Source organism: Staphylococcus sp. 510 (assembly GCF_057219715.1).
This window is the reverse complement of the sequence record NZ_JBXVVK010000004.1, coordinates 53,519-66,055: the sequence shown is the minus strand read 5'-3', so window position 1 is coordinate 66,055 and position 12,537 is coordinate 53,519. Positions and strand designations below refer to the sequence as shown.

Genomic DNA, 12,537 nt, shown 5'->3' with positions numbered 1-12,537 from the left:
GAATTTAATAACCAATAAATAAATTTATGTATGTATTATAGTTAATTGTTGAGGGATTGAAATAGAAAGTGTTATGATATGTGAGGAATGTTTAAGACTTGGTACTAAAATGAGGGGTGAGAATGTGAAATTAAAGAAAAATGAACGTAGACAGGCGATTCAGCAAGCCATTGAAAACAACCCCTTTATCACAGACAATGAACTATGTGAAATGTTCCAAGTGAGTATTCAAACCATTCGACTTGATCGAACACATTTGAATATTCCAGAATTAAGAAAACGAGTAAAATTAGTAGCTGAACACAATTACGATCAAATTAAATCAATTGAGGCTAATGAAATTATAGGTGATTTAGTTCAATTGAAACCCAATGATACAGCTACATCGATGATTGAAATTACAAGCGATTCCGTTTTCTCTAAATCACAAATTGCACGTGGTCATGTTTTATTTGCACAGGCCAACTCTTTGTGTGTTGCACTTATACATAATCCAACGGTATTAACGCAAGAAAGTGATGTTAAATTTCTGGATAAAGTAAAATTAAATGATACAGTGAAAGCAGTAGCCAACGTAATCAATCAAACGAACAAACATTATTTAATAGAAGTAAACTCTTATGTGAAAGATAAATTAGTTTTTATTGGTAAATTTAAAATGTTCTATATAAGTGAGGATGAATTAAATGGTTAAAATTGCAGTAGATATGATGGGCGGAGATGACGCACCTGGAATCGTACTTGAAGCTGTTAAAAAAGCAGTCGACGATTTTAAAGATTTAGAAATCATCTTATTCGGTGATCAAGAGCAATATACATTAAATCATGGACGTATCGATTTTAGACACTGCTCTGAAAAAATCGAAATGGAAGATGAACCAGTACGTGCCATTAAACGTAAAAAAGATAGTTCAATGGTTAAAATGGCTGAAGCGGTTAAGTCTGGCGAAGCGGATGGATGTGTTTCAGCTGGTAATACAGGGGCATTAATGTCAGCAGGTTTATTCATTGTTGGTCGTATCAAAGGTGTATCAAGACCGGCATTAGTTGTTACTTTACCTACGATAGACGGTAAAGGATTTGTATTCCTAGACGTAGGTGCGAATGCAGATGCTAAACCAGAACATTTATTACAATATGCTCAGTTGGGTAATATCTATGCACAAAAAATTAGAGGCATCAAACAACCATCAGTTTCATTATTGAATATTGGTACAGAAGCAGCTAAAGGTAATACGTTAACTAAGAAAACTTATGAGTTAATGGAAGCACAAGATGACTTCAAATTTACTGGTAATGTTGAGGCGAAAACATTAATGGATGGTAACGTAGACGTCGTCGTTACAGATGGTTTTACAGGAAATATGGTACTTAAGAACTTAGAGGGCACTGCTAAATCAATTGGTAAAATGTTAAAAGAAACATTATTAAGTAGCTTTAAAAATAAAATAGCAGCCTTAGTACTTAAAAAAGACTTAAATCAATTCTCTCAAAAAATGGATTACTCAGAGTATGGTGGTTCAGTATTATTAGGTTTAGATGGTACAGTCGTTAAAGCGCATGGAAGTTCAAATGCTAAAGCGTTTTATTCAGCTATCCGTCAGGCTAAAATTGCGGGAGAACAACAAATTGTACAAACAATGAGAGAAACGGTAGGTGGAACAAATGGGTAAAACAGCGATCATGTTCCCAGGTCAAGGTGCACAAAAAGTGGGAATGGCACAAGATTTATATAATGTAGATGAAAAAGCAACTGCAGTATTAAACATAGCACAAGAATCAGTAGATTTTGATTTATTAGAAACAATGTTTACAGATGAAGAAGGTAAATTAGGTGAAACTGAAAATACACAACCAGCTTTATTAACGCATAGTGTTGCATTATTAGAAGCGTTAAATCATATCGATGCAGATTATACTATGGGTCATAGTTTAGGAGAGTATTCAAGTTTAGTGGCAAGCGGTGTTTTATCATTTGAAGATGCCGTGAAGATTGTTCGTAAACGTGGTGAACTTATGGCTCAAGCATTCCCTAATGGTGTAGGTAGTATGGCTGCTGTTTTAGGTTTAGATTTTGACGAAGTAGATAAAATTTGTAAAGAACTATCAACAGAAGATCAATTAATTGAACCGGCAAATATTAATTCACCTGGTCAAATCGTAGTTTCAGGTCATAAAACATTAATTGATGAATTAGTTGAAAAAGGTAAATCATTAGGAGCGAAACGTGTATTACCATTAGCTGTGTCAGGTCCTTTCCATTCTTCAATGATGAATGTTATAGAAGAAGATTTTGCGGCATATATTAATCAATTTGAATGGCATGATGCAAAGTTCCCAGTCGTTCAAAATTACAATGCTGAAGGTGAAACTGATGCAGAGGTTATCAAATACCATATGGTAAAACAACTATACTCTCCAGTTCAATTTATCAAATCAACTGAATGGTTAATTGAACAAGGTGTCGATCACTTTATTGAAATTGGTCCAGGAAAAGTATTATCTGGTTTAATTAAAAAAATTAACAGAGACGTAAAATTAACATCAATTCAAACACTAGAAGATGTGAAAGGATGGAATGAATAATGGCTAAAAATGCTTTAGTAACAGGTGCTTCACGAGGTATTGGTCGTAGTATAGCAATTCAATTAGCTGAGGAAGGTTATAATGTTGCAGTCAATTATGCAGGTAACCAAGATAAAGCTGAGGCAGTTGTATCAGAAATTAAAGAAAAAGGTGTCGAAAGCTTTGCGATTCAAGCGAATGTTGCTAACGGTGACGAAGTAAAAGCAATGATTAAAGAAGTTGTAAGTCAATTTGGTTCTATTGATGTATTAGTTAACAATGCTGGCATAACACGTGATAATTTATTAATGCGTATGAAAGAGCAAGAATGGGATGATGTGATTGATACTAACTTAAAAGGTGTATTCAATTGTATCCAAAAGGTTACGCCACAAATGTTAAGACAACGTAGTGGCTCAATCATTAATTTATCAAGCGTAGTAGGCGCTGTTGGTAATCCAGGTCAAGCAAACTACGTAGCTACTAAAGCTGGTGTAGTAGGGTTAACTAAATCTGCTGCACGTGAGTTAGCTTCACGTGGAATTACTGTAAATGCTGTTGCACCTGGTTTTATTGTTTCTGATATGACTGATGCTTTAAGTGATGACTTGAAAGAACAAATGTTAGGTCAAATTCCTTTAGCACGTTTTGGTGAAGATACTGATATTGCGAATACAGTTGCATTCTTAGCTTCTGAAAAAGCAAAATACATTACTGGTCAAACGATTCATGTAAATGGCGGTATGTACATGTAATGAACTACATACAGTTCTATAATGATACAAACTCCTAAAAAATGAAAATTGAAAAAAAGAAATTCAACAAGCAATGCAAGTTGGGGTTGGGGCCCCAACAAAGAGAATTTCAAAAAAAAGAAATTCAACAAGCAATACAAGTTGGGGTTGGGGCCCCAACAAAGAGAATTTCAAAAAAAGAAATTCAACAAGCAATGCAAGTTGGGGTTAATAAAGAACGGATTACCTGAGCTAAAGCTCATTACGTAGTAGTTGACTGGTTATCCACTTTATGACTAACCTAGTCACCTTTACGGGGGTAATTCTAAAAAATCAAATAGATTTAAGAATTACTCCCTAAGAAACACTATTCATTTTAATGAAAGAGAAGATGAACACACAAGCTAAAGCTTATGTAACGCAGTAGTTGACTGTCCACTCATGTCAAAAGCCATGATTGAACTAGTCAACCTTGCGGGTGCAAGACAACGAAATCTATAGAATTTCTGTCTTGCAACCAAATTCTACTTGTTTTTTATATTCTAAAATGGGAAAATATAATAGTCTATGGATAGACGCTTTTAAAGGAGGTGAATCGACGTGGAAAACTTCGATAAAGTAAAGGATATCATCGTTGACCGTTTAGGTGTTGATGCTGATAAAGTAACTGAAGATGCATCTTTCAAAGATGATTTAGGCGCTGACTCACTTGATATCGCTGAATTAGTAATGGAATTAGAAGATGAATTTGGTACTGAAATTCCAGATGAAGAAGCTGAAAAAATCAACACTGTTGGTGATGCTGTTAAGTATATCAATAGTCTTGAAAAATAATAAACCTATATCTGAGTCGTCATTGCGTCGGCTCAGATTTTTTCTTTTGTTTTGGTGTGATTTCACGTAAAATTAGAGTTAACATATCATTAATTGAGGAGGTATATTTAATGACCAATCATAAAAAGACAGAAATGATTAATCACTTTCGAGAGCAATTTGCACAGAAAATGCATGAACTAGGCTTTGAATATAATAATATAGAATTATATCAACAGGCATTTTCACATTCTAGTTTTATTAATGATTTTAATATGGATCGTTTAGACCATAATGAAAGATTAGAATTTTTAGGTGATGCGGTATTAGAATTGACGGTTTCACGTTATCTATTTGATAAACACCCAGATTTACCAGAGGGTAATTTAACAAAGATGAGAGCAACTATCGTATGTGAACCTTCACTTGTAATATTTGCAAATAAAATAAAATTAAATGAACTGATTTTATTAGGAAAAGGCGAAGAGAAGACAGGTGGTAGAACACGTCCTTCACTTATTTCTGATGCATTTGAAGCATTCGTTGGTGCTTTATATTTAGATCAAGGATTAGATACAGTATGGGACTTTGCTGACAAAATTATATTCCCATACGTAGAAGATGATGAATTAGATGGTGTAGTCGATTTTAAAACACAATTCCAAGAATTTGTACACAGACAAAATAAAGGTGATGTCACTTATCGCTTAATTAAAGAAGAAGGTCCAGCACACCATCGTTTATTTACATCAGAAGTTATTTTAGAAAAGCAAGCTATCGCAGAAGGTCAAGGTAAAACTAAAAAAGAGTCTGAACAAAAGGCAGCTGAACGTGCTTACAAACAGATGAAGACTAAAAAGTAATTAAAAAATCTAATAAATCATCTTAATTGAAATCATTACGATCAATTAAGGTTAAACTTTAAAGGAAGATGTAACGTTAATAACTTTGCATCATATATTAAGTTGATTGTAAAGATATGGATCAACTAGGATTTGGATAAGGAGAATAACATGGTTTATTTAAAATCAATAGACGCCGTAGGATTTAAATCATTTGCAGACCATACTGATGTGCAGTTTGATAAAGGCGTAACAGCTATTGTTGGTCCAAATGGTAGCGGTAAAAGTAATATTACGGATGCAATCAAATGGGTATTAGGTGAGCAATCAGCGAAGTCACTTCGTGGTTCTAAAATGGAAGATATTATCTTTTCAGGTGCTGAACATCGTAAGCCTCAAAATTTTGCAGAAGTAAAATTAAAATTAGATAATCATTCAAAAAAATTACAAATAGATGCAGAAGTGGTAGAGGTTACACGACGTCTTTATAGAAGTGGCGAAAGTGAATACTATTTAAATAATGATCGCGCTCGATTAAAAGATATCATTGATTTATTTTTAGATTCTGGTTTAGGTAAAGAAGCATTCTCAATCATATCTCAAGGTAGAGTGGACGAGATTTTAAATGCAAAACCAATTGATCGTAGACAAATTATTGAAGAATCAGCAGGCGTTTTAAAATATAAAAAGCGTAAAGCAGAATCTGTGCAAAAATTAGATCAAACTGAAGATAATTTATCACGTGTAGAAGATATTCTTTATGATTTAGAAGGAAGAGTTGAACCTTTAAAAGAAGAAGCAGCCATTGCTAAAGAATATAAACAACTGTCATCTGAAATGAAAAAAAGTGACGTAATTGTGACTGTTCATGATATTGATCAATTTACACAGGATAATAGTCAGTTAGATGAACAACTCAATGATTTAAAAGGGAAACAAGCGAATAAAGAAGCTGAACAAAGTCAAATCAATCAATTATTACAAAAGTATAAAGGCCAAAGGCAAGAGCTAGATCAAAGTATAGAACGATTAAATTATGAACTAGTAAAAGCTACAGAAGAATTCGAAAAGTACTCTGGTCAACTTAATGTGCTTGAAGAAAGAAAAAAGAATCAATCAGAAACCAATGCTAGGTTTGAAGAAGAACAAGATAATTTAATGTCACAATTAGACAACCTTAAATCTGAAAAAGAACAAGCAGTACAAACATTAAACCAATTAAAACAAAAGCAAAAAGAACTTAATCAGACGATACAAACGTTAGAATCAAAGCTATATGTTTCAGACGAACAACACGATGAGAAATTAGAAGAAATCAAAAATAAATATTACACGTTGATGTCCGAACAATCGGATGTCAATAATGATATACGCTTTTTAGAACATACAATCAATGAAAACGAAGCGAAAAAATCACGTTTAGATTCCAGATTAGTTGAAGCATTTAATCAATTAAAAGATATTCAAAATAGTATTTCGAATACCGAACAAGAATATCAACAAGTACAGAAAGATATGCATCAAACTGAACAACAAATCAAAAATGTCGAAAAACAATTAACTGAATCGAAGCAACTACAAACTGAATTCGAAAATAAATTGTATCAAGCGTATAGATATAACGAAAAGTTAAAATCACGTATTGATAGTCTTGCTACTCAAGAAGAAGATTACACTTACTTCTTTAATGGTGTTAAACATATTCTTAAAGCTAAAGATAAAGAATTAAATGGTATTCACGGTGCTGTTGCGGAAATTATAGATGTTCCTTCACAATTAACGCAAGCGATAGAAACAGCTTTAGGAGCATCGTTACAACATGTCATTGTAGAAGATGAAAAAGATGGCCGTCAGGCAATACAATTTTTAAAACAACGTAGTTTAGGACGTGCCACATTCCTGCCTTTAAATGTTATTCAACCGAGGTATTTAGCTGCAGATATTAAATCGACAGCACAAGCTTCTGACGGCTTTGTGAACATTGCTTCAGATGCAGTGAAAGTATCTTCTAAATATAAAAATATCGTGGAAAATTTACTAGGTAATACTATTATTGTAGATGATTTAAAACATGCAAATGAATTAGCAAGATCGATACGTTATCGTACAAGAATTGTGACGCTTGAAGGCGATGTTGTTAATCCAGGTGGTTCCATGACTGGTGGGGGCGCCCGTAAAACTAAAAGCATCTTAACACAAAAAGATGAGCTAACAACGATGCGTCATCAATTAGAAAATTATCAAAAGCAGACACAAGAGTTTGAGAAACAGTTCCAATCACATCAAGCACAATCTGAAAAGTTAAGTGAAAAATATTTTGAGTTAAGTCAAAGTTATAATAACTTAAAAGAAAAAGCACATGGCTATGAGTTAGAGCTTGATCGCTTGAAGAAACAAGAAACACATTTAAAAGATGAACATGAAGAGTTTGAATTTGAAAAAAATGATGGTTATCAAAGTGATAAAAGTAAAGCAACACTGGAGCAAAAACAACAACAACTATCTGAAATTCAATCTCAACTTAAACAATTAGAAGCAGATATTGAAAAATATACGAAGCTATCTAAAGAAGGTAAAGAAACGACTACCCAAACTCAACAACACTTACATCAAAAACAATCTGATCTTGCAGTTGTTAAAGAACGAATTAAAGGGCAACAACAAGAAATCGAGCGATTAGAAAAACAATTACAAAGTACCGAACAACAACTTGATACAGTTAAAGAAAAAATACAATTATTTAATTCTGATGAAATGATGGGTGAACAGGCTTTTGATAAAATTAAGGCACAAATTGCTGATAAAGAGCGAACTCGAACGGAATTAAATGAACAACTTGATGAAATGAAGCAGCGACGAGTTGACTTAAATCAGATGATTGAAGACAATGATAGTAAGCTACAAGAATGTCATCAAGACTTATTATCTATCGAAAACCATTATCAAGATATTAAAGCCAATCAATCTAAATTAGATGTCCTTATTAATCATGCGATTGATCATTTGAATGATGAATATCAACTGACTGTCGAACGTGCACGTATGCTCTATGACAACGATGAGGATATTGATCAGCTACGTAAAAAGGTCAAACTAACTAAAATGTCAATTGACGAATTAGGTCCAGTTAATTTGAATGCGATTGAGCAATTTGAAGAATTAAATGAACGATATACATTTTTAAATGAACAAAGAACAGATTTAAGAGAAGCTAAATCAACATTAGAACAGATCATCAACGAAATGGATAAAGAAGTAGAAGACAGATTTAAAGAAACGTTCCATGCTGTACAAAGTCACTTTAGTGATGTCTTTAAACAACTATTCGGTGGTGGACAAGCTGAATTACAATTAACAGAAGATGATTATTTAGCAGCTGGTGTCGATATTATTGTTCAACCCCCAGGTAAAAAACTACAACATTTATCTTTATTAAGTGGTGGAGAGCGCGCATTAAGTGCAATTGCTTTATTATTTGCTATATTAAAAGTAAGATCAGCACCATTTGTTATATTAGATGAGGTAGAAGCGGCATTAGATGAAGCCAATGTGATTCGTTACGCACAATACCTCAATGAATTATCTGATCAAACACAATTTATAGTTATTACACACCGAAAAGGTACGATGGAATTTTCAGACCGACTATACGGTGTAACTATGCAAGAATCAGGAGTATCAAAATTAGTAAGTGTTAACCTAAATACAATAGATGAGGTTATGAAGGAGGAAGAAGCATGAGCTTTTTTAAACGCTTAAAAGATAAATTTTCAGGACCAAGTGAAGAAGACATAGAAAAGGAATTATCCAGTGAAGAGGTTTCAGATGATTCTTCTAAACAGATGGATGATGAACCACAAGCATCTCAACATGAACTAGAAGAAGATAAACCCAAAAAGAAACCTAGAAAATTAAGTGAAGCAGATTTTGATGAAGATGGCTTAATTTCCATTGAAGATTTTGAAGAGATAGAAGCACAAAAAATCGGCGCAAAATTTAAAGCTGGTTTAGAAAAATCTAGAGAAAACTTCCAAGAACAGTTAAACAATTTAATTGCGCGCTATAGAAAAGTCGATGAAGAATTCTTTGAAGCTTTAGAAGAAATGTTAATAACAGCCGATGTAGGTTTTAATACGGTAATGCAATTAACTGAAGAACTTCGTGCTGAAGCACAACGTCGTAACATTCAAGAAACAGAAGATTTACGTGAAGTTATTGTTGAAAAAATCGTAGAAATTTATCACCAAGAAGATGATAAATCAGAAGCGATGAATCTTGAAGATGGACGCTTAAATGTAATTTTAATGGTCGGCGTCAATGGTGTAGGTAAAACGACAACAATTGGTAAATTAGCATACCGTTATAAAATGGAAGGTAAAAAAGTCATGCTTGCTGCAGGTGATACATTTAGAGCAGGAGCTATTGAACAATTAAAAGTTTGGGGAGAACGAGTTGGCGTTGAAGTTATTAGTCAAAGCGAAGGTTCAGACCCAGCCGCAGTGATGTATGACGCAATTAATGCCGCTAAAAATAAACAAGTAGATATTTTAATTTGTGATACTGCAGGACGTTTACAAAATAAATCTAATTTAATGCAAGAATTAGAAAAAGTAAAACGTGTTATTGGTAGAGCTGTTCCTGACGCACCTCATGAAGCTTTACTGTGCTTAGATGCTACAACTGGTCAAAATGCATTATCACAAGCCCGTACATTCAAAGAAGTAACGAATGTTTCAGGTATCGTATTAACTAAATTAGATGGTACTGCCAAAGGTGGTATTGTTTTAGCAATCAGAAACGAACTTAAAATACCTGTTAAATATGTAGGTTTAGGTGAAAAATTAGATGACTTACAACCATTCAATCCTGAAAGCTATGTTTATGGACTATTTGCTGATATGATTGAACAAAATGAAGAGATTCCAGATGAATTAGCAGAATCTCCATCTGATAATGGAGATGCATCTCATGAGCCAAAATGATTTAGTAAAAACACTACGAATGAATTATCTTTTTGATTTTTATCAATCTTTGCTGACTGATAAACAAAGAAACTACTTAGAATTATTTTACTTACAAGATTATGCATTAAGTGAAATTGCTGATACTTTTAATGTGAGTAGACAAGCAGTTTATGATAATATAAGAAGAACTGGCGATTTAGTAGAAGATTATGAAACTAAATTAGGATTATACAAAAGGTTTGAACAACGACGAGATATTTATGATCAAATGAAACAATCTCTTGATAAACCAGAATTATTGAAGCAATATATAGATCAATTAGAAGAATTAGAATAGCGATAAAAAGAGGAGGGAATAATTATGGCATTTGAAGGATTGTCGGATCGCTTACAGGCATCTATGCAAAGAATGCGTGGCAAGGGTAAAGTAACAGAAGCAGATATCAAAGCAATGATGCGTGAAGTTCGTCTTGCGTTATTAGAAGCCGACGTTAACTTTAAAGTCGTAAAGGATTTCGTCAAAACTGTCTCAGAACGAGCATTAGGCTCAGATGTGATGCAGTCATTAACACCTGGACAACAAGTTATTAAAATTGTTCAAGATGAATTAACTAATTTAATGGGTGGCGAGAATTCAACGATTAAAATGGCTAATAAACCCCCAACTGTTGTCATGATGGTTGGTTTGCAAGGTGCAGGTAAAACTACAACTGCAGGTAAATTAGCACTTTTAATGCGTAAAAAATATAATAAAAAACCAATGTTAGTTGCTGGAGATATTTATCGTCCAGCTGCCATTGATCAGTTACAAACAGTAGGTAAACAACTAGATGTCCCAGTTTATAGTGAAGGAGATCAAGTTAAACCACAACAAATCGTTCAAAATGCATTAGCACATGCTAAAGAAGAGCATTTAGACTTTGTCATTATTGATACAGCAGGTCGTTTGCATATTGACGAAGCATTGATGAATGAATTGCAAGAAGTTAAAGAAATTGCTAAACCAGATGAAATTATGTTGGTTGTCGATGCAATGACTGGTCAAGATGCGGTTAATGTTGCACAATCATTTGATGAACAATTAGATGTAACGGGTGTGACATTAACTAAATTAGATGGTGACACTCGTGGTGGTGCTGCATTATCAATACGTTCAGTAACTCAAAAACCAATTAAATTTGTAGGTATGAGTGAAAAGCTTGATGGTTTAGAATTATTCCACCCAGAACGTATGGCGTCCCGTATTTTAGGTATGGGTGATGTTTTAAGTTTAATTGAAAAAGCGCAACAAGATGTCGATCAAGATAAAGCTAAAGATTTAGAAAAGAAAATGAGAGACTCGTCTTTCACATTAGATGATTTCCTAGAACAACTAGATCAAGTTAAAAATCTTGGACCACTAGACGACATCATGAAAATGATTCCAGGTATGAATAAGATGAAAGGCTTAGATCAACTTAATATGAGTGACAAACAAATCGATCATATTAAAGCGATTATTCAATCCATGACACCAAGTGAAAGAGCGAATCCAGCTATGTTAAACGTTTCTCGTAAAAAACGTATCGCAAAAGGGTCTGGACGTTCTTTACAAGAAGTCAATCGTTTGATGAAGCAATTTAATGACATGAAGAAAATGATGAAACAATTCACTGGTGGCGGTAAAGGTAAGAAAGCGAAACGAAGCCAGATGGAAAATATGTTAAAAGGTATGAACTTACCTTTCTAATATGAAGTTTTGATTCCAACAGATGTATGTCTGTTGGAATTTTTATATTTAATTAAAATCGAATGTTTGATTAGGGTCATAAAAATCAATTTATTATGTGAATTTAATGAAGATGAAACGCTTGAGATAGATGAATATCATGGTCTAAATTTATATGTGGCAGTAGCTGACTGGCAGAAAATACGCTTATTCTAAGCTACTTTCTAGCCTAGTCAGCATTGCCGGGGTGAGACATAGAAATAATAATTATTATTTCTGTCTCACTCCCATAACCAACACTAATTTTCCTGAAAGAAAGGAACGCCTTAGCTAAAGCTAATGCATAACCAAATCTACAATTCATTTCATGAATTTAATAAAGATGTAACGCTTGAGACCAAGGCTCAAGCATAACCAACACTAATTTTTCTGAAAGAAAAAAGTGTTGGTAAAGCAAAATGTCTTTACAAAGTTTAATATACCTGTTATTATTTATTCTTGTAGAAAATAAAAATTGAAATGTTTAAAGGAGAGTTTTATAATGGCAGTTAAAATTCGTTTAACTCGTTTAGGTTCAAAAAGAAATCCATTCTATCGTATCGTAGTTGCAGATGCTCGTTCACCACGTGATGGTCGTATCATCGAACAAATCGGTACTTACAATCCAGCACACGTTAATGCTCCAGAAGTTAAAATTGACGAAGAATTAGCATTAAAATGGTTAAAAGACGGTGCAAAACCAACTGATACAGTTCATAATATCTTATCAAGAGAAGGTATTTTGAGAAAATTCGATGACCAAAAAAACGCTAAATAATCATAGTCACTCGTGACGTGTTTATATATTTAGTTGAAAGGGCGCCATATATTGGTGTCCTTTTTTATTTTTGATTGATTAAGAAAAAATGCAT

At 33.4% G+C, this 12,537-nt stretch carries 12 protein-coding genes; all 12 read left to right on the top strand.

Annotated elements, in window-relative coordinates:
* The first annotated feature begins 124 nt into the window (after nucleotides 1-124).
* The 12 genes from fapR to rpsP all read left to right on the top strand — a co-directional run bounded on the left by fapR (nucleotide 125) and on the right by rpsP (nucleotide 12,443).
* Nucleotides 125-694: a transcription factor FapR gene (gene fapR, locus AC2D8K_RS04160; protein ID WP_002450582.1), complete on the top strand. Its 570-nt coding sequence runs from the start codon at nucleotides 125-127 to the stop codon at nucleotides 692-694.
* Nucleotides 687-1,673 (top strand): phosphate acyltransferase PlsX, encoded by a 987-nt coding sequence (gene plsX, locus AC2D8K_RS04155; protein ID WP_002450581.1) that lies wholly within the window; start codon nucleotides 687-689, stop codon nucleotides 1,671-1,673. The genes fapR and plsX overlap by 8 nt, the downstream gene beginning before the upstream one ends.
* On the top strand, nucleotides 1,666-2,586 hold the full coding sequence (gene fabD / locus AC2D8K_RS04150; protein ID WP_002450580.1) for an ACP S-malonyltransferase: 921 nt from the start codon (nucleotides 1,666-1,668) through the stop codon (nucleotides 2,584-2,586). The genes plsX and fabD overlap by 8 nt, the downstream gene beginning before the upstream one ends.
* Complete coding sequence (gene fabG / locus AC2D8K_RS04145; protein ID WP_002450579.1) at nucleotides 2,586-3,320, top strand: 3-oxoacyl-[acyl-carrier-protein] reductase; 735 nt, start codon at nucleotides 2,586-2,588, stop codon at nucleotides 3,318-3,320. Before fabD ends, fabG begins: the two co-directional genes overlap by 1 nt.
* Before the next feature lie 41 nt (nucleotides 3,321-3,361).
* On the top strand, nucleotides 3,362-3,550 hold the full coding sequence (locus tag AC2D8K_RS04140; protein WP_484698079.1) for a hypothetical protein: 189 nt from the start codon (nucleotides 3,362-3,364) through the stop codon (nucleotides 3,548-3,550).
* Nucleotides 3,551-3,899: 349 nt separating this feature from the next.
* Entirely contained in the window at nucleotides 3,900-4,133 is a 234-nt protein-coding gene (locus tag AC2D8K_RS04135) for an acyl carrier protein (RefSeq protein WP_001830184.1), read from the top strand.
* 110 nt (nucleotides 4,134-4,243) lie between these two features.
* Nucleotides 4,244-4,975: a ribonuclease III gene (rnc, locus tag AC2D8K_RS04130; protein ID WP_002450578.1), complete on the top strand. Its 732-nt coding sequence runs from the start codon at nucleotides 4,244-4,246 to the stop codon at nucleotides 4,973-4,975.
* A 150-nt stretch (nucleotides 4,976-5,125) separates the two neighbouring features.
* Nucleotides 5,126-8,695: a chromosome segregation protein SMC gene (smc, locus tag AC2D8K_RS04125; RefSeq protein ID WP_484698077.1), complete on the top strand. Its 3,570-nt coding sequence runs from the start codon at nucleotides 5,126-5,128 to the stop codon at nucleotides 8,693-8,695.
* Entirely contained in the window at nucleotides 8,692-9,936 is a 1,245-nt protein-coding gene (gene ftsY, locus AC2D8K_RS04120) for a signal recognition particle-docking protein FtsY (protein ID WP_002450576.1), read from the top strand. The genes smc and ftsY overlap by 4 nt, the downstream gene beginning before the upstream one ends.
* Nucleotides 9,923-10,255 (top strand): putative DNA-binding protein, encoded by a 333-nt coding sequence (locus AC2D8K_RS04115; RefSeq protein ID WP_002450575.1) that lies wholly within the window; start codon nucleotides 9,923-9,925, stop codon nucleotides 10,253-10,255. The genes ftsY and AC2D8K_RS04115 overlap by 14 nt, the downstream gene beginning before the upstream one ends.
* A 24-nt stretch (nucleotides 10,256-10,279) precedes the next feature.
* Entirely contained in the window at nucleotides 10,280-11,647 is a 1,368-nt protein-coding gene (ffh, locus tag AC2D8K_RS04110) for a signal recognition particle protein (RefSeq protein WP_002450574.1), read from the top strand.
* Nucleotides 11,648-12,167: 520 nt separating this feature from the next.
* On the top strand, nucleotides 12,168-12,443 hold the full coding sequence (gene rpsP, locus AC2D8K_RS04105) for a 30S ribosomal protein S16 (protein WP_002450573.1): 276 nt from the start codon (nucleotides 12,168-12,170) through the stop codon (nucleotides 12,441-12,443).
* The last annotated feature ends 94 nt before the right edge of the window (nucleotides 12,444-12,537 follow it).

Coding starts and splice junctions, on each gene's coding strand:
- smc (WP_484698077.1), top strand. CDS start 5,126: ATGGTTTATTTAAAATCAATAGACGCCGTAGGATTTAAATCATTTGCA.
- ffh (WP_002450574.1), top strand. CDS start 10,280: ATGGCATTTGAAGGATTGTCGGATCGCTTACAGGCATCTATGCAAAGA.
- AC2D8K_RS04140 (WP_484698079.1), top strand. CDS start 3,362: ATGAAAATTGAAAAAAAGAAATTCAACAAGCAATGCAAGTTGGGGTTG.
- fabD (WP_002450580.1), top strand. CDS start 1,666: ATGGGTAAAACAGCGATCATGTTCCCAGGTCAAGGTGCACAAAAAGTG.
- ftsY (WP_002450576.1), top strand. CDS start 8,692: ATGAGCTTTTTTAAACGCTTAAAAGATAAATTTTCAGGACCAAGTGAA.
- plsX (WP_002450581.1), top strand. CDS start 687: ATGGTTAAAATTGCAGTAGATATGATGGGCGGAGATGACGCACCTGGA.
- AC2D8K_RS04115 (WP_002450575.1), top strand. CDS start 9,923: ATGAGCCAAAATGATTTAGTAAAAACACTACGAATGAATTATCTTTTT.
- fabG (WP_002450579.1), top strand. CDS start 2,586: ATGGCTAAAAATGCTTTAGTAACAGGTGCTTCACGAGGTATTGGTCGT.
- rnc (WP_002450578.1), top strand. CDS start 4,244: ATGACCAATCATAAAAAGACAGAAATGATTAATCACTTTCGAGAGCAA.
- rpsP (WP_002450573.1), top strand. CDS start 12,168: ATGGCAGTTAAAATTCGTTTAACTCGTTTAGGTTCAAAAAGAAATCCA.